Below are 18,317 nucleotides of genomic sequence, written 5' to 3'. Positions count from 1 at the left end.
CCGCCCGCGCCCACGCACGTGCTCCCGCCCGCGCGTCGCCTTCCCGTTCCCTGTTCCATCACCCCGAGGACCCCATGCGCATCGCCCGATCCCGGCCGACCGGCCCACACCGCGCCGCTCGCAACCTCGTTCGTCTCGCCGCCGCGGCCTGCCTCCTGGCCGCCTGCTCCGCCCGGACCGACACGCCCACCCCCGAGGCCGCCGCCCCCACCGGCGCGCCGCGCGACGGCGGCACGCTGCGCTACGCCCTCGCCGGCAGCCCGGCGACCGCGAGCAACGACCCGCACGGCGGACTCGCCAACGAATCCGACGTGCAGCGCTTCGCGCTGATGTACGACGTGTTGACCGTGCCCGGCGGCAACGGCCGCGCCGCACCGCGCCTCGCCGCATCCTGGGACGCCGACCCGTCGGCGACCCGGTGGACGCTGCACCTGCGCGCGGACGCGCGGTTCACCGACGGGCGCCCGGTGCGGGCCGCGGACGTGCTGTACTCGCTGCGCCGCATCCAGGGCAAGGCCGCGGAGAACTACGGCCGGCTCGCCCAGTTCGACACGGACGCCTCCTCCGCCGCGGACGAGCACACCGTGGTCCTGGTCAGCCGCACCCCCGATGCCCTGGTGCCCGAGGCGCTCGAATCCGTCACCTTCGTCGTACCCGACGGCACCACCGACTTCGCCCGCCCCGCGCCCGGTTCCGGACCCTTCCGGCTGGACACGGCCGACGCGCAGACCGCGACCCTGAGCCGCAACCCCCAGTGGTGGGGCCCGCGTCCGCACCCGGACCGAGTACACATTCGGGCCGTCGCCGACCCCCAGGCCCGCGCGGCGGCCGTCACCTCCGGACAGGTCGATGCGGCCGGCAGCGTCGGGCCCGCCGCCGCGAAGACCGCCGGGAGCGGTGCCCGGGTGGTCCGCCGGACCGGCGTCACCGCCTACCCGTTCGTGATGCGGCTGGACCGGGCGCCCTTCGACGACCCCCGTGTGCGCGAGGCGTTCAAGCTCGCCGCCGACCGCAAGGCCCTGGTGGACACCGTCTTCCTGGGCTTCGGCGGCATCGGCAACGACCTCCCGACGCCGTACGACCCCTCGTACCCCAAGGATCTCGCCCAGCGTCCCCGAGGCCTCGCCCGAGCCCGGCAACTGCTCGCCGAGGCGGGACACCCGGACGGACTGCGCGTCACGCTGCGCACCACCACCTCCTACCCGGGCATGGACACCGCGGCGGCCCTGTACGCCCGCCAACTCGCCGACATCGGCGTCGTGGTGACCGTTCGCAACGAGCCACCCGACACCTACTTCACCGCGGTATGGGGCACCGCCGACTTCTACACCGGCTACTTCGGCGGCATTCCGTTCACCGACGTCGCGCGCGTCACGCTGTTGTCGACCTCGCCCGGCAACGAGAGCGCCTGGCGGCGACCCGGGTGGGACGCCGGCTTCCGCGAGGCGATGGGCAATCGGGACGACCAGACCCGACAGACGCACCTGGGCGCGCTCCAGAAGGAACTGTGGGCGGACGGTGGCTATCTCGTCTGGGGTCTGGGGGACGGGCTCGACCTGACCTCCGCGGCCGTGCACGGGATGCCCACCACGCCGGGGTTCGGACGGTTTCTCCTGGACTCGGTCTGGATGGCCCGGTAGGCGATGATCACGACCCGCCCGTCCCGGAAGCCGCTCGCCGGTGCGCCCGAGTCGCGTTCCCGTCGGCCGACGCCATGGCCGCGGCCATGGCGCCGACAGTCACGGCCCCTGCCGTCTCGGGCCCGACCGCCACAGCCTCGACGGCCACGGTTTCGGCTGCTCGGCGCCGTGTTGCGCGCCGCGCTCCTGCTCCTGGCCGTCTCCGCAACGGTGTTCGCCGCCGGTGAGGCGCTCCCGGGCGATGCCGCGGACACCCTCGGCGGCGGGCGGGTCACACCCACCGGACTGGACGAACTACGCGCCCGGCGCGGCCTGACCGACCCCGAGTGGCTGCGCTGGCTGCACACCGTCGGGGACCTGGCCGGCCGGGACGGCGGACATTCGCTGCTCACCGGCCGCCCGGTGTACCAGGTGATCGGCGAACGACTGCCCGCGACCCTGATCCTGGCCGGACTCTCGCTCGCCTGCGCCGCGTTCGGATGCCTGGTCGGCTGCCTGCTCACCGGGCGCCGGGCGCTGCGTCGCCCGCACACCGGGCCGTCCGGCCTCGCCACCGCACTCGCGGCCGTCCCGCAACCCGTGGTGGCCGCCGGGCTGACCGCTCTGCTCACGGGCGGCCTCGCCCTGCTGCCTCCCGTGTCGCTGCTGCCACCCGGCGGCAATCCCCTGACGGAGCCCCGCATCCTGATCCTGCCCGTACTCACCATCGCCCTGCCCACCGCCGCGTTCGCCACCGCGCTGCTCGGCGGTGCCGTAGCCGACGCGCTCCTGGCCCCGCACGCCGTCGACGCGCGCCTGCGCGGCGTCCCACCCGGCCGTATCCTGCGCCGGCACGTCGCACCCGCACTCGCCGTGCCCGCGCTGCGGGTGCTCGCGGTCGCCGTCTCGGCCACGACCGCCGGAACCGCCCTGGCCGAGAGCACCTTCGGCTACGCCGGTGCGGGCGAACTCCTGGTCACCGCAGTCGCCACCCGGGACACCCCCGTGGTCCACCTGCTCGCCGTCGGCTCGGCGGTCGTGGTGTCGGGCATCCTGCTCGTCGCCGACCTGGTCGCCGGGCGGGTGGACCGGTGAGCGCCGTCGACCGCCGGTCACCGCGGCTCGCGGTGCGCCCGCGGGCGCTGCTTCCGGCCGCCGCCGCGTGCCTGCTCGTCGCGTTCGTCGTCGTCGGGCCCGCGCTGACCCCGTACGACCCGGCGGCGCCCGTCGGTGCGCCGTGGACCCCCGCGGGCGGGCGGCACGTGCTGGGTACCGACGTCCTGGGCCGCGACGTGCTCTCCCGGGCCATGGCCGGCGGGCACCGGCTGCTTGCGGTCGGCGCCCTGGCCGCCGCGTGCACGTGCCTGATCGGCACTGCGGCCGGCTTGATCGCCGCGGGCGGGCGGCCGGGCACCGGCTACGCCGTCGACCTCGCCGCCGATCTGCTGATCGCGGTGCCGGCACTGCTGCCCGCGCTGCTCCTGGCGGCCGTACTGCCCGGGACCGGTGCGGTGATCGCCGCGACCGTCGTGTCCGGGGCGCCGCTCACCGCGCGGCTCGTGGCCGATGCCGCGACCCGCGCCCTGGCCTCCGGCTACGTTCGGGCGGCGCGGCTGCGGGCGGAACGGTCGCCGACGATCCTGGTCCGCGAGGTGCTTCCGTCGATGTCCGCGCTGCTCGCCGCCGACTTCGGGCTTCGTTTCGTCACCGCGCTGCAACTCTCGTGCGCCCTCGGCGTGCTGGGACTCGGCGGTACCGTGCCGGCGGCGGGGGACTGGGCGGCGATGTTGCGTGAGAACCTGCCCGGCGCGGCCCTGAACCCCGCCGCCCTGGCCGCGCCCGCCGTGCTGCTCACCGCCCTGGCTCTCGCCGTCGCCGGCAGCGCACACACGGCCGCGCGGGCGGCTACCGGATCGGGGCTTCGATGAGCGCCCCCGAAACCACGACGCGCCCGATCGCCGCCCCCACGCACCCGCTCGACGCCGGCGAGGGCCTCCGGGCGGACGGCATCCGGGTCGTGGACGCGGCCGGCCGCCCGGTCCTGGACGGGTTCACCGCACACGCGCCGGCCGGCGGCGTACTCGCGCTGGTCGGCCCGTCCGGCTGCGGCAAGACCACGGCGCTGCGTGCCCTGCTCGGCCCGCTTCCCGTCGGGCTGCGCAGCACCGCCGGTACGGTGACCTGGCACGGCGCGCCCCGCCCGACCGCGCACGCGGGCCGAGCCTGGCGACTGCGCCACGTCGGCCTGCTCGGTCAGGATCCGCACGGCGCGCTCGACCCACGCCGAACGATCCTCGACCTGGTCGCCGAGGCCGCCGCGGACCGCGGTGTCGCCCGCCGGGCCGCCCGCGAACAGGCCCTCGAACTGCTGGATCGGCTCGGGCTGGATGCCGGGCTCGCCGCGCAGCGGCCACCCGCGCTGTCCGGAGGCCAGGCACAACGCGCCGCCCTGGCCGTCGCGTTGGTCGCGGACCCGGTGCTCGTCTTCCTCGACGAGCCCACCGCAAGCCTGGACCGGGAGACCGCCGGCCGGGTGACGAACCTGATCCGCGAACGACACCACGATCGCTCCCGGGTGACCGTGACGGCCACCCACGATCCGTACCTGATCGCCGAACTCGCCGACCGTGTACTGCGATTCGACCGGCCCGGGATCCGCCGAAGCGTGCCCCGTCGCGAGCGGGCGCTCATCGGGCCGCCGATTCTGGCCGCACACGCAGTGGAACTGGCCGGCGCCGACCGCGCCGTCACGCCGTCCGCCGGGGGCGGGCCCGAGGCGGGCGCCGCTTCGTTCACCACGGCGGCGTCCATCGGATCGAAACTGCAGAGCGTGCGGGAACCGGAACCGGAGCCGGAACCGGGACCGGGACTGGGACCGGGACCGGAATCCGATTCGGGAACGGATCCTGCGCCGGCTCGCCGGGAGTTCGCTGCACCGCTGCTCAGGGGTGTCGAACTCAGCCTGCACGCCGGTGAGTTCGTCGCGCTGATCGGACCGTCCGGCAGCGGCAAGAGCACCTTGCTGCGCGCCCTGGCCGGACTCCATCCACCTCGCGCGGGCACCCTCCACCTCGGCACGGACCTGGGTCCGCTCGCCGCATCCGCCGCCGCTCGTTCGCGCGCCGAACTTCGGCGCATTCAATACGTCGGGCAGGATCCACGCGACGAGCTCAACCCCGCACACCGGGTGATCGGCGCCGTTGCCCGCCCCCTGCGCGGCCCGGACGGGCTCGCCCGCACCCCGGCGCGGCACGAGGCACTGCGGCTGCTCGCCGCCGTCGGCCTCGACGCCGAGACGGCCCGACGTCGACCCGGTCGGCTCTCCGGCGGGCAACGCCAACGAGTCGCCCTCGCCCGGGCTTTGGCGGCCCGGCCGCAGATCCTGCTCGCCGACGAGGTCACCTCCGCGCTGGACGCCGACACCGCCGCCGCGCTCCTCGACCTGCTCGACGGTCTACGCGCCGAGGGCCTCGCGGTGTTGATGGCCACCCACGACCCCCACATCGCGGCCCGCGCCGACCGCGTCCTGCACATCACCGGGGGCGCCCTGACCGAGGGCACACCCGCCCCCGACCACCGCGCTCCCGGCCTCCGTCACCCCGGCCATCCCGACCCCGGCCGCCCCGACCGATCCGACCGATCCGAAGGAAGTACATGAGCCACGATCGAGACGACCTTCTGCGCGAACTGCGCGCGCACCCGTGGGTCGGCGACGCCCGACGCGCACCCGACGGCGGGCTGGTCGTCGTGCCGCACCCGGAGGCATCGGCACTTCGGCCCACCCCCGGGGGTCTGCTCCGCGAGTTTCTGGAGCACTGGAGCGACGTCTACGACTGGGTGTACGACCGGCCCCGCGGCCCGGAACACCCCGTCGACGCGGACCTGTCGGGATGGCTCGCCTCCGACACCGGACGGCCGCTGCCCGCCGCACACATGGCGGACTGGCGCGACACCACCACCGCGCTCGCGCTGTCCTGCCGGCCCACCCGAGTCCTGGAACCCGGCTGCGGAAGCGGGATGTTCGTGCGCGCGCTCGGTGCCCATGTCACCGCGTACGTGGGCACCGACGTGTCCGCCGCGGCCGTCGACCGCCTGCGCAACCAGGATCTCGCGTACGCCACGATCGTGCCGGCCGGCGCACACGAGCTGCGCTCGCCGGCGGTCACCCGGGCGTCGGCCGCGGCGTTCGGGCCGGATGTGCCGCCGGACCTGGTCCTGATCAACTCCGTCACGCAGTGCTTTCCCGACCTGGCCTACCTGCGGGCCGTGTTGCACGACGCGATCGCGTTGCCTGCCCCGGGCGGGAGTGTGCTGGTCGGCGACATCCGCCACGCCGGTCTGCTCGATCACTACGCCCGCTGGGTCGAGCGGGCCAAGGACCCCGGCGCCGCACCCGACGAGATCCGACGCCGGGCACGGGAACGCGCGAGGCACGAGGAGGAGATGCTGCTCGACCCGCGTGCGCTGGCATGGGCCGCGACCGGGACCGGTCGCCGGGTCGAACTCTCGATACGAGCCCGCACGATGGCCGCCGACACCGAACTCACCCGCTACCGCTACGACGCGCTGCTGCGCGTCGACGCCGCACCCGGCCCGACGCCGACCCGCCCGGAATCGCCCGTACCCAACGCGCTGTTGACCGACCACCCCGATGCCCGCACCCCGCACGACCTGCACACCGAGGCCGCGGCCCGGGACGCCGTCGTGCTGGTCGACCCGGACGACCCCACCCGCCTGGCCGTGGCCGGCCCCGACAGCGCCCGCTTTCGGCCGGTCGAGGACATCGCCGACGGCACCGCACCCGCGCACGAACCCCTGCACGCCTTCATCGCCCGGCGCCTGCCCGAAGTCCTGCGCGACCACCTGCGCACCCGGCTGCCCGGGCGCACCCCGCCGCGCCTGTCCGTGGCGCCGCCCACCACCCGCGAGGCCGCCCGTGTCCGCTGACCACGACCTGCTCCGCGTTCGCGAGGTGCTCGAAGCGCTGCCGGGCGTGGCCGCAGCCGAGGTGTTCCGGATCGCCCACGGCCCGGTCGCCGCCGTCGCCGCGTTGGTCCGCGGTCACCACCCGCCCGATCCCACCACCCCCGGAACCCCGGCCCCGAGTCCGCCGTACACCGGCCCCGACGTGACGCCCGCCATTGCCGCACTGGACCGGGCCGCGGTCCTGGCGATGGCACACACGCTGCACGGGGCAGGTCTGTTCACGCCGGGCAACACGCACACCGCGACCGAGATCTGCGAGCGGCTGCGCGTCCCCGAACGCCATCGCTGGATCATCCGCCGCTGGCTGACCGCGCTGACCGAACACGATCTGCTCGCCGCCGTCCCGGCGCAGGCGCGATACGGTCCGCTGCGCGCCGTCACGCGAGCCGAACTCGGTGTCGCCATGGTCGGTCTGGACGCCGCCCGCCGCGAACTCGGCTACCCGCCGGCGATGGGCCGCTTCCTCCAGACCACACTGCGCGCCCTGCCCGCTCTCGTCAGCGGGCAACGCACCGTACAGGCCTCCCTGTTCGAGGGCGGAGCCACCGACACCGCGACCGGCAACTACCGGGACAACGTGATCAGTCGGCACGTCAACGCCGTGGCCGCGACGGCGGTGGCGCACGCCGCGGGCCGCGCCGCGGGGCGACCACGTGTCCTGGAGATCGGGGCGGGAGTGGGCGCCACCACCGAAAGCGTGCTGTCCGAACTCGGCTCGGTCGACTACCTGTTCACCGACGTGTCGAGCTTCTTCCTGGACGCCGGCCGACGACGTTTCGCCGGCCGCCCGGGTCTGCGCTACACGCTCGTCGACATCAACGCGCCGAGGTCGTCCCGGCTCGCGGCCGAACCGCCGTTCGACGTGATCCTCGCCGCCAATGTGCTGCACAACGCCCGACATGCCACCCGCGGCCTCGCTCTGCTGCGCGAACTCCTGGCGCCGGACGGCACCCTGGTCTTCCTGGAGTCGTGCCGCGAGCACGCCGTGCTCTCGACCGGGATGCAGTTCCTGATGTCGGCGCGCGCCGACGATCCGGTGCCCGGCTTCGCCGACTTCCGCGCCGGCGGGGACCGGATCTTCCCGACGGTCGGGGAATGGACCACCTCCCTGCACGCGGCCGGGTTCGACCACGTCGCCGTGGACCCGGGACCGGGCGATCCCCTGGCCGCCGCGGGGCAACACGTGTTCACCGCCCGCCCCCGCGAGCCCAGCCGGCCGCGCCCCGACCCGGGTGCGGTCCGGGCAGCCGCCGCCGACCTGTTGCCCACCGCCCTTGCCCCGATCGAAGTACACGCGGTCGACGCCCTCGCCCCATCCACCGTGCCCGCCCCATGACACCGCCCCGGAGGAACCCGTGCCCACCACCCCCGGCCCCACGAGCCCGACCGCATCGCCCGCGCCCGGCACCTTCCGTCCCACGAGCCCGACCGCATCGCCCGCGCCCGGTGCTCCCGGTGCTCCCGGCGCTCCTGCCGGTACTCCCGGCCACCCCACGGATCCGATCGACGCGATGACCCTGGTCCGCCGCATCTGGGCGGACATCCTGGATCTGCCCGCGGTCGACATCGGCCCCGACGACACCTTCCTGTCCCTGGGCGGGGACTCGATCCTCGCCGTGCGCACCGCCGCGCTGGTGCGCCGCCGCGCGGGAGCCGTACTCGCGTTGTCCGACGTGCGCGTGGAGAACACCCTCGCGGAGTTCGCGACGGCCGTCGCCACGCGGGCACCCGCCTCCGGCGCGGCGAGCGTCCCGGACCTGGAGGTGACGCCGCGTCCGGATCCGCGCGCGGCGTTCCCGCTGCTCCCGTTGCAGCAGGGCTACTTCGTCGGTCAACAGGACGCCTGGGAGTTGTCCTACGCGTCCGCCCACCACTACCTCGACTTCGCGCTGCGCGACGTGGACGCCGACGAGGCGCCCGAGGCGCTGCGCGACGCGCTGTACCGCCTGATGATCCATCAGCCCATGCTGCGCGCCCGGATCACCGCGGACGGCCGGCAACACATCCTCGACCCCGACGACCCGGACGCGATCGTGGCACCGACCGTGTACGACTGGCGTGACGCGGACCCGGAGGAAGCCCGCCTGCGGGTGGGCGAGTTGCGCGAGCGCATGCGGCACCACGGGCCGGATCCGCAGACCGGGCCCGGTATCGACGTGCGGCTGAGCCTGCTGCCGGGCGGGCGTGCCCGGATCCACTCGGCGACCAGCCTGCTCCTGATCGACGGCTGGTCCTCGGGCCTGCTCTACCGGGACCTGCTGGCCTTCGCCGCCGACTGGAACGCCGTGCCGGCGCCGCTGGACGTGGATTTCGGCGACTACGCGACCGCGCTGGCCGCCCTGCCGGCGACCCCGAGGTGGATCGCCGACCGCGATTGGTGGTGGCGACGGCTGTCGCAGTTGCCGCAACCGCCCGCGCTGCCGCTGGCGGTACAGCCGGACGCGGTGGCCGAACCGGTGATGACGAGCCGCGAGTCGCGCCTGTCACCGGCGCGTTGGCAAGCCCTCCGGGACCTGTGCCGCAGCCACGCGGTGACGCCGTCGTCCGCCGCGCTGGCCGCCTACACCGTGGCCCTCGCGCGGATGGCCGGCCATCGACGCTTCCTGGTGGGCAGCCTGCAATTGGGTCGACTGCCGCTGCACCCCGACGTGCATCGGATGATCGGGCCCTTCTCCACGACCGTCCCGCTCGCGATCGAGCTCGACGCGCGCACCACGCTCGCCGAGGCCGCCCGGTCGACGGGCGAGCACCTGGGTCGGGCACTGGCCCACAACCTGGTGTCCGGGGTCGAGATCGGTCGCGAGCTGGCCCGCAGGCGCGGCACCACCCGTCCGGTGGCACCGGTGGTGTTCCAGAGCACCCTGGGCGTCGACGCGGCGATGGGCAGCGCGGTCCCCGAGGACGCCGGACCGCTGGGCGCGGTGGACCTCAAGGACCACCACCAGGAACTGCGCACGCCACAGGTCGCCCTGGAGGCCCGCCTGTACGAGGCGCGCGACGAACTGGTGATCGGGATGTCCGCGGTCGAGGAACTGTTCGCCCCCGCCGCCCTGGACGCGCTCTTCACCCACTTCACAAGCCTTGTCGCAGCCCTCGCCGAGCCCGAGGGATGGCAGGTCGAACACTCGCTCCCGCAGCCGCTCGACCCCACCGACGACCCGGCGGCGCCACGCCTGCACGCGCGTGCTCGGACCGTCGTACGAACTGCGGGCGGCCTCCCTCGCGATGCCCTCGAACAGGCCATCGCGGATGCCTGGCGCACGGTGCTGGGGCTGCCCGAGCACGAACCGATCGACCGGGCGACGGACTTCTTCGCCACGGGCGGCGACTCGTTGCTGGCGGTACGCATGCTCGCGATGCTCGCACGAACCGGCGTGGGCCGGGTGCCGCCCCGCGCGTTCCTGACGGCGCCGACCGTGGCAGCCCTCGCGGAGGCGGTCCGCACGGCTTCGGCGGAACGCGAGGACGAGCACGAGCCGTTGCGCTGAGCGCCCCCGCACCCTTACCCGGAGCCGCACCCGCACCCGCACCGCGCCGAAGCGCACCCGCGCCGGACGGAAGCCATCCGTCCGGCGCGGGTGCGCTCGATGCCGATCCGACCGAGGCCGACGAAGGCCGACCGAAAGCGTCCGGCTACAGTCCCGCGTCCGCCCTGAACAGTTCCTGATCCGCCCACACCGCGGCGCGGGCGCCGTCCGCCGCGCCGGTGACCACGAACGTCAGCGGATCCGGCAACGCCGCCAGGCGGGCCATGTCGCCGGCCGCGAAGACGCCCGGCACGGACGTGCGTTGGAACTCGTCCACGCGCACGCAGCCGTCCGGGAGATGCGCGCAGCCCAGGCGCGCGGCGAGCGCGGAGTGCTGGTGGATCCGGGTGCGGTGGAAGACCGCCCCTCGGGCCAACGGCGATCCGGCGGCGAACTCCAGCGTCAGGGAGCCGGGTTCGCCGATGATCGAGGTCAATTGCTCCACGCGCAGCCCGACTCCGGCCTTGGCGAGCAGGGCGCGCTGCTCGTCGGTCGGCACCTGCCCGTGGGTGGCCAGGACCACGTCGTCGGAGAAGCGGTCGGCCACGTAGCGGGCCAACATCACCGAGGCGGGATCCGACCCGACGACGGCGAGCGGCATGTCGCGGGTCTCGTAGCCGTGGCAGAACGGGCAATGGAAGACCCCGCGGCCGAACCGCTCGGCCAGACCGGGGATGTCGACCAGGACATCGACCTGCCCGGTGGCCAGGATCAGCTTGCGGGTGTGCTCGACCCGCCCGTCCGCGAGCACGAGTTCGAATCCGCAGTCCAGTGCGCGGGCGTCGGTCACCTCGCCCGCGCGGGTCTCGACGGTGGCATACGCCGCCAGGTCGGCACGGGCGGCCGCGCGCAACGCGGCGGGGGAGAAGCCGTCCCGACTGAGCAACATGTGGGTCTCGGGGGAGGGGGCGTTGCGGGGCCGGCCGCTGTCGATCAGCAATACGCGGCGACGCTGCCGTCCGGAGACCAGGGCCGCATTCAACCCCGCCGGGCCGGCCCCGACCACGACGACATCGAACGGCTCACCGGTTCGGCCCGTCTCGCTCGTCTCGCCCGCTTCGCCTATCTCGGGTGCTTCACGCGTTCCGGATGCTTCATCCGCCTCGCGCGCCGTGCTCGTCTCGCTCACGGGAACCTTCCCTCTCGTCGGCGGGACCCGGACGGGAGATGCCCGGCCCCTGGACACCACACCCTATAGCTCATGATAATCGTTTCCATTAACGGTCATGCACTCCGAACGCCCGAGGGCCCGACCGACACCGCATCCCGCCCGAGAGGCCTCCGTGAACGACCCCTACGCCGTGACCGCCGACTACTACCACCTGATGTCCGAGCCCTACTGGCGGCAGTTGCGCCCGGTCCTGGCCGACGCCCTGCGCCAGGTGGACCCCGCGGTGGGCCCGGTCCTGGACATCGGCGCGGGCACGGGCCTGTCCACCCGAGTCGTGGCGGACGCACTGCCCGCCGCGCGCATCGTCGCGCTCGAACCGTCCACCGCGATGTGCGCCGTGCTGCGTACCCGCACGGCTGACGATCCGGCGCTGCGCGGGCGGGTGACGATCCATGCCGCGACGCTCGCCGAAGCCGAGCCCGCGCTGCCGCCGGTCCTGTCCGCCGTCGTGGCCACCGCCGTCCTGCATCACTTCGACGCCGACGAACGTCGTCTGCTGACCCGCCTGCTGGCGGAGCGACTGGCTCCGGGGGCACCGGCGTTCGTCGAGGTGCAGGAGCCGCCCGCGCCCTGCCGCATCCCACGAACCCGCTATCACGCCAGTGCCGTGGGCGATCTCGTGTACGAGGGCTGGATGGGAGCCGAACCCAGCGGGGCCGACACGATGGACTGGACGATGACCTACCGCACCACCAGGGCCGGACGCGTGCTCGACGAGCGCTCGGCGGGCTTCACGATGCATCCCATCCCGCTCGCGCGGATGGAAGCCGAGGCCGCCGAAGCCGGCCTCGCCACCCGCCGCCTGGGCTCCGGCCTCCTGGAACTGCGCACACCCGGGGCCGGGCAGGACCCGAAGCGCGCCGGATGATCGTATTGCGGCCGGATCGATCAGGAATCGAGAAGCGCGACCGACCGGGCCGCGGCTAGCGTGATGATCACGGACGGCGCCCTGCCGGCCGGCCGACACCGCGGCCGACGGCGGCGCCCTCCCCGGGCCGCTCCGCCGGCCGAGGCGCACGAGCACCGGATGTACGGTTCGACCCCGATCGGATCGAGCCGGGCGACGCCGGCGGAGGCCGCGAAAGCGGTCCCGCCCGAGAGATGGAGACACGACGAGCATGGCCAAGAGAACGGACTCGCAGTCGCCTGCGCCGCACGTTGCCGACAGCCACGACCTGATCCGGGTGCACGGCGCGCGCGTGAACAATCTCAAGGACGTCAGCGTCGAGATCCCCAAGCGTCGACTGACGGTGTTCACCGGCGTCTCCGGCTCGGGCAAGAGTTCCCTGGTGTTCGGCACGATCGCCGCGGAGTCGCAGCGGCTGATCAACGAGACGTACAGCGCCTTCGTGCAGGGCTTCATGCCGACGCTCGCGCGGCCGGAGGTCGACGTCCTCGAAGGGCTGACCACCGCGATCCTCGTCGACCAGCAGCGCATGGGCGCCGACCCGCGTTCCACGGTGGGCACCGCCACCGACGCGAACGCGCTGTTGCGCATCCTGTTCAGCCGACTCGGCAAGCCGCACATCGGCCCGCCCAGCGCGTACGCCTTCAACGTGCCCTCGGTCCGCGCGAGCGGCGCGATCACCGTCGAGCGCGGTGCCAGGAAGGCGGTGAAGGCGACCTTCGACCGCACCGGCGGCATGTGTTCGCGCTGCGAGGGCCGCGGCACGGTCTCCGACATCGACCTCACCCAGCTCTACGACGACTCCAAGTCGCTCAACGAGGGCGCGATCACGGTCCCCGGCTACAGCATGGACGGCTGGTACGGGCGGATCTTCGGCGGCTGCGGTTTCTTCGACCCGGACAAGCCGATCCGCAGGTTCACCAAGCGGGAACTGAACGACCTCCTGCACAAGGAGCCGACCAAGATCAAGGTCGAGGGGGTCAACCTGACCTATGAGGGGCTGATCCCCAGGATCCGCAAGTCGATGCTGGCCAAGGACATCGACGCACTACAGCCGCACATCCGCGCGTTCGTGGAGCGGGCGATGACGTTCACCACGTGCCCCGAGTGCGCCGGTACCCGGCTGAGCGAGGGTGCCCGATCCTCGAAGATCAAGCGGATCAGCATCGCCGACGCGTGCGCGATGCAGATCACCGACCTGGTCGCCTGGATCCGCGACCTGGACGAGCCGTCGGTGGCGCCGCTGCTCGACACGCTGCGGCACACCCTCGACTCGTTCGTGGAGATCGGGCTGGGCTACCTCTCGCTCGACCGGCCCGCGGGCACCCTGTCCGGCGGCGAGGCGCAGCGCGTCAAGATGATCCGACACCTCGGGTCCTCGCTGACCGACACCACGTACGTCTTCGACGAGCCCACTATCGGGATGCACCCGCACGACATCCAGCGCATGAACGGCCTGCTGCTGCGGCTGCGGGACAAGGGCAACACGGTGCTCGTGGTGGAGCACAAGCCGGAGACGATCGCGATCGCCGACCACGTGATCGACCTCGGCCCGGGCGCCGGCGCGGGGGGCGGCACCATCTGCTTCGAGGGCACCGTGGCGGGACTGCGGACGGGCGGCACCGTCACCGGCCGCCATTTCGACGATCGGGCCGTCCTCAAGGAGAAGGTACGCACGCCCACCGGCGCGCTGGAGATCCGCGGCGCGAGCACGCACAACCTGCGCAACGTGGACGTGGACGTCCCGCTCGGGGTGCTGGTCGTCGTCACCGGGGTCGCCGGCTCCGGCAAGAGCTCGCTCGTGAACGGGTCGCTGGTCAAGGATTCGGAGGCCGCCGCGGGCGCGGGTGTGGTGTCGGTCGACCAGAGTGCGATCCGCGGATCGCGGCGGAGCAACCCGGCCACGTACACCGGCCTGCTCGACCCGATCCGCAAGGCGTTCGCGAAGGCCAACGGGGTGAAGCCGGGGCTGTTCAGCGCCAACTCCGAGGGCGCCTGCCCCACCTGCAACGGCGTGGGCGTCGTCTTCACCGACCTGGCGATGATGGCCGGCGTCGCGAGCGTGTGCGAGGAGTGCGAGGGGAAGCGGTTCGAGGCGTCGGTGCTGGAGTATCGGCTCGGCGGTCGCGACATCAGCGAGGTGCTCGCCATGTCGGTGACCGAGGCCCGGGAGTTCTTCGGCTCCGGTGCCGCGCACACGCCGGCCGCGCACGCCGTCCTGGTGCGGCTCGCCGATGTCGGGCTGGGCTACCTCAGCCTGGGCCGGCCGCTCACCACGCTGTCCGGCGGTGAGCGGCAGCGGCTCAAGCTGGCCACGCACATGGCCGAGAAGGGCGGCATCTACGTCCTCGACGAGCCGACCACCGGACTGCACCTCGCCGATGTCGAGCAGTTGCTCGGCCTGCTCGACCGGCTCGTCGACGCCGGCAAGTCGGTCATCGTGATCGAACACCACCAGGCGGTGATGGCACACGCCGACTGGATCATCGACCTCGGCCCCGGCGCCGGCCACGACGGCGGCCTGGTCGTCTTCGAGGGCACGCCCGCCGACCTCGTCGCCGACCGCTCCACGCTGACCGGCGAGTACCTCGCGGCCTACGTCGGCGCCTGAACAACCGGCATCGGCGCGACACCCGACCGGCGGCCACGCCGCCGTGCCCTCGTCGAACAGGGCCTGTGGACCGGGCCTGCGAACAGGACCTAGGCGCAGGACGGGCACAGACCGCGGTAGGTGACCTCGGCCTCGGAGACGGTGAAGCCGAACCGCTGGTCCGGCGGCAGGTCGGCCAGCGGGTTGCCGGTCGGGTGCACGTCGCGCACGGTGCCGCAGGCCGAGCACACCAGGTGCTGGTGCGGGTGGTGGGCGTTGGGGTCGTAACGCTTGGCGCGGCCGTCGGTGGAGACCTCCTTGACCTCGCCGAGCGAGACCAACTCGCCCAACGCGTTGTAGACGGTTGCCCGGGAGATCTCGGGCAACCGCCGCGCCGCACGGGCGTGTACCTCGTCGGCCGTCAGATGTACGTGGTCGCCGTCGAGGACCTCCGCAACGACACGCCGCTGGGAGGTCATCCGCCAACCGCGCTCTCGCAGCCGCTCCAGCAGGTCGCTCATGTCGGTTCACCTATTCAGGCTCGGTGGGATACCGAAGTTTACCGGTGGACGTCCGGATTCCGGTTGGGTACGGGATTGGCGAGCATCTTGACTTGGACTCTGTCCATCGTAGGATCGGTTCCGGCGGTAGCCAAGGGGCAGCAGAAGACTCCACTACGGCAGGAGACGCAGACGTGACGGCACCACCGTCGAGAAGCCGCGCGGTACCGGCCTGCGCATGACGGCCATCCGCGTCGCGCTGCTCCGGAGCATTCCGGACGGTGACCACCTCGGTGTCGAGGCGATCGCCTTCCGGGCGTGCGGTGGGTATGGGACGAACGTGATCACATTCCCCTTCGGACCGCACCCCGGGACCTCGACCCGCTCCCGCCGGCGCGACCCGTTCACCGCCTCGAACCGGTTGGCGCCTCGACCCGGTTCGACCGGCGACGTCGTGTCGTCGCCGACCCGGGCCGCTGCCCCGACCATTCCACCGCCCACGCAGTCCCCCGGCTCCGTGACCCGCAGTTCCGAGCACCGCGATCCGCAGTTCCGAGCACCGTGATCCGCCTGGTCCGGAAGGATTCCCATGTCTGAGAACCATGATGCAATCGTCGTAGACGCGAAGACGGAGGGCGAGGGGGGCTGCCCGGTCGCACACGGACGCGCCCCGCACCCGACGCAGGGCGGCGGCAACCGGCAGTGGTGGCCGGAGCGGCTCAACCTGAAGATCCTCGCCAAGAACCCGGCCGTGGCCAACCCGTTCGGCGAGGACTTCGACTACGCCGAGGCGTTCAACACCCTCGACCTCGCCGCCGTCAAGCGGGACATCGCCGAGGTGCTGACCACCTCGCAGGACTGGTGGCCCGCCGACTTCGGCAACTACGGCCCCCTGATGATCCGGATGGCCTGGCACAGCGCCGGCACCTACCGGATCAGCGACGGCCGCGGCGGCGCCGGCTCCGGCCAGCAGCGCTTCGCCCCGCTCAACAGCTGGCCGGACAACGCGAGCCTGGACAAGGCCCGCCGGTTGTTGTGGCCGGTCAAGAAGAAGTACGGCCGCAACCTCTCGTGGGCCGACCTGCTGGTCCTCACCGGCAACGTCGCCCTGGAGTCGATGGGCTTCGAGACCTTCGGCTTCGGCGGCGGTCGGGCGGACGTGTGGGAGCCCGACGAGGACGTGTACTGGGGCCCGGAGACCACCTGGCTCGGCGACGAGCGGTACACCGGCGACCGGGATCTGGAGAACCCGCTCGGCGCGGTCCAGATGGGCCTGATCTACGTCAACCCCGAGGGCCCGAACGGCAACCCGGACCCGCTGGCCGCGGCCCGCGACATCCGCGAGACGTTCCGCCGGATGGCGATGAACGACGAGGAGACGGTGGCCCTGATCGCGGGCGGCCACACCTTCGGCAAGACCCACGGCGCGGGCCCGGCGGACAGCGTCGGCCCCGACCCCGAGGCCGCGCCGCTCGAACAGCAGGGCCTGGGCTGGAAGAACTCCTACGGCACCGGCAAGGGCGGCGACGCGATCACCAGCGGTCTGGAGGGCATCTGGACCAACACCCCCACGACGTGGGACAACAGCTTCTTCGAGATTCTGTTCGGCTACGAGTGGGAGCTGTTCCAGAGCCCGGCCGGCGCGCACCAGTGGCGGCCGAAGGACGGCGGCGGTGCCGGCACCGTGCCGGATGCGCACGACGCGTCCAAGACGCACGCGCCGACGATGTTGACGACCGACCTCTCGCTCCGGTTCGACCCGGCCTACGAGCAGATCTCGCGGCGCTTCCTGAACAACCCCGCCGAGTTCGCGGACGCCTTCGCCCGCGCGTGGTTCAAGCTGACCCACCGCGACATGGGCCCGGTCGTGCGCTACCTCGGTCCGGAGGTCCCCACCGAGACGCTGCTGTGGCAGGACCCGCTGCCGGCGGTGACGCACGAGCTCGTCGACACCGCGGACGTCGCCGCGCTCAAGAGCCGGATCCTCGACTCGGGCCTGTCGGTGTCCCAGCTCGTGTCCACCGCGTGGGCGTCGGCCTCGTCCTTCCGCGGCAGCGACAAGCGCGGCGGCGCCAACGGTGCGCGCATCCGCCTCCAGCCGCAGATCGGGTGGGAGGTCAACGAGCCCGACGAGCTGGCCACGGTGCTGAGCGCACTGGAGGGAATCCAGGAGGCGTTCAACGCCGACCGCACCGACGGCAAGCGGATCTCGCTCGCCGACCTGATCGTGCTCGCCGGCGCCGCCGCGGTCGAGCGGGCCGCCAAGGACGCCGGCTTCGACGTCGAGGTCCCGTTCACGGCGGGCCGCGTGGACGCCTCGCAGGAACAGACCGACGTGGAGTCCTTCACCGCGCTCGAACCGGCTGCCGACGGATTCCGCAACTACCTCGGCAAGGGCAATCGGCTGCCGGCCGAGTACCTGCTGATCGACCGGGCGAACCTGCTGACCCTGAGCGCCCCGGAGACGACCGCCCTCGTCGGCGGCCTGCGGGTCCTGGGCGCGAACCACCAGCAGTCCCCGCTCGGCGCCTTCACGGCGACCCCCGGGGTGCTGACCAACGACTTCTTCGTCAACCTGCTCGACCTGGGCACGACGTGGAAGGCGACCTCCGAGGACGCGAGCACGTTCGAGGGTCGCGACGCCGCCACCGGCGAGGTCCGGTGGACCGGCAGCCGGGTCGACCTCGTCTTCGGGTCCAACTCCGAGCTGCGCGCGCTCGCCGAGGTCTACGCGAGCGACGACGCGAAGGAGAAGTTCGTGCACGACTTCGTCGCCGCGTGGGACAAGGTGATGAACCTGGACCGGTTCGACCTGGCGTGAGCACGACGTCCGGGTCGGCCCGCGCCGGGCCGACCCGGACGCCCGCGCCCTCGCCGCGGCCGCCGCCCCCCCCCGCGCCCGGGGGCGCCCCCCCAACACCCACCGGGCCCCACCCCGCGGGGGACCCCCCCGTTTCCGCGCCGGCGTCCGGCGGTCAGTAGCGGGTGGCGACCGGTTCGCGCAGTTCGGCGTCGTC

12 protein-coding genes are annotated in these 18,317 nt (G+C 73.3%); 10 read left to right on the top strand and 2 right to left on the bottom strand.

Translation table 11 applies throughout. The features are described 5' to 3' along the window. The first annotated feature begins 74 nt into the window (after positions 1-74). The 7 genes from ACIBM5_RS29480 (at position 75) to ACIBM5_RS29450 (ending at position 10,093) form a co-directional block, all read left to right on the top strand. Positions 75-1,640: an ABC transporter substrate-binding protein gene (locus ACIBM5_RS29480; RefSeq protein WP_396009560.1), complete on the top strand. Its 1,566-nt coding sequence runs from the start codon at positions 75-77 to the stop codon at positions 1,638-1,640. 168 nt (positions 1,641-1,808) lie between these two features. Continuing rightward, a complete protein-coding gene (locus ACIBM5_RS29475) occupies positions 1,809-2,714 on the top strand; it encodes an ABC transporter permease (RefSeq protein WP_396009559.1) in 906 nt (301 codons plus the stop codon). Continuing rightward, positions 2,711-3,547: an ABC transporter permease subunit gene (locus ACIBM5_RS29470; protein WP_396009558.1), complete on the top strand. Its 837-nt coding sequence runs from the start codon at positions 2,711-2,713 to the stop codon at positions 3,545-3,547. The genes ACIBM5_RS29475 and ACIBM5_RS29470 overlap by 4 nt, the downstream gene beginning before the upstream one ends. Continuing rightward, a complete protein-coding gene (locus tag ACIBM5_RS29465) occupies positions 3,544-5,277 on the top strand; it encodes an ABC transporter ATP-binding protein (RefSeq protein WP_396009557.1) in 1,734 nt (577 codons plus the stop codon). Before ACIBM5_RS29470 ends, ACIBM5_RS29465 begins: the two co-directional genes overlap by 4 nt. Further along, positions 5,274-6,566 carry a class I SAM-dependent methyltransferase gene (locus ACIBM5_RS29460; protein ID WP_396009556.1) on the top strand — a complete coding sequence of 431 codons (1,293 nt, stop codon included), beginning with the start codon at positions 5,274-5,276 and terminating at the stop codon, positions 6,564-6,566. Before ACIBM5_RS29465 ends, ACIBM5_RS29460 begins: the two co-directional genes overlap by 4 nt. Further along, positions 6,556-7,941 (top strand): class I SAM-dependent methyltransferase, encoded by a 1,386-nt coding sequence (locus tag ACIBM5_RS29455; protein WP_396009555.1) that lies wholly within the window; start codon positions 6,556-6,558, stop codon positions 7,939-7,941. The genes ACIBM5_RS29460 and ACIBM5_RS29455 overlap by 11 nt, the downstream gene beginning before the upstream one ends. Before the next feature lie 175 nt (positions 7,942-8,116). Beyond that, positions 8,117-10,093, top strand: a complete 1,977-nt coding sequence (locus ACIBM5_RS29450) for a condensation domain-containing protein (RefSeq protein ID WP_396009554.1) — start codon at positions 8,117-8,119, stop codon at positions 10,091-10,093. Between the two features lie 145 nt (positions 10,094-10,238). Here ACIBM5_RS29450 and ACIBM5_RS29445 read toward each other — a convergent pair whose 3' ends face one another. Next, the gene (locus tag ACIBM5_RS29445) at positions 10,239-11,261 is read right to left on the bottom strand and encodes an NAD(P)/FAD-dependent oxidoreductase (protein ID WP_396009553.1); all 1,023 of its coding nucleotides are present in this window, start codon (positions 11,259-11,261) and stop codon (positions 10,239-10,241) included. A gap of 154 nt (positions 11,262-11,415) precedes the next feature. Between ACIBM5_RS29445 and ACIBM5_RS29440 the strand changes: the two genes are divergently transcribed. Together ACIBM5_RS29440 and ACIBM5_RS29435 are read left to right on the top strand one after the other, a co-directional pair. After that, positions 11,416-12,171 carry a class I SAM-dependent methyltransferase gene (locus tag ACIBM5_RS29440; RefSeq protein ID WP_396009552.1) on the top strand — a complete coding sequence of 252 codons (756 nt, stop codon included), beginning with the start codon at positions 11,416-11,418 and terminating at the stop codon, positions 12,169-12,171. Positions 12,172-12,421: 250 nt separating this feature from the next. Continuing rightward, positions 12,422-14,821, top strand: coding sequence for an ATP-binding cassette domain-containing protein (locus ACIBM5_RS29435; protein WP_396009551.1), 2,400 nt, complete (start codon positions 12,422-12,424; stop codon positions 14,819-14,821). Positions 14,822-14,910: 89 nt separating this feature from the next. Here ACIBM5_RS29435 and ACIBM5_RS29430 read toward each other — a convergent pair whose 3' ends face one another. Further along, positions 14,911-15,321 (bottom strand): Fur family transcriptional regulator, encoded by a 411-nt coding sequence (locus ACIBM5_RS29430; RefSeq protein ID WP_396009550.1) that lies wholly within the window; start codon positions 15,319-15,321, stop codon positions 14,911-14,913. Positions 15,322-15,889: 568 nt separating this feature from the next. Here ACIBM5_RS29430 and katG point away from each other — a divergent pair. Continuing rightward, the gene (gene katG / locus ACIBM5_RS29425; RefSeq protein WP_396009549.1) at positions 15,890-18,121 is read left to right on the top strand and encodes a catalase/peroxidase HPI; all 2,232 of its coding nucleotides are present in this window, start codon (positions 15,890-15,892) and stop codon (positions 18,119-18,121) included. Positions 18,122-18,317 lie beyond the last annotated feature (196 nt).

The organism is Embleya sp. NPDC050493 (assembly GCF_044458105.1).
GTDB lineage: Bacteria > Actinomycetota > Actinomycetes > Streptomycetales > Streptomycetaceae > Embleya.
The sequence above is the reverse complement of the archived record's forward strand: the minus strand, read 5'-3'. Positions and strand labels throughout refer to the sequence as shown.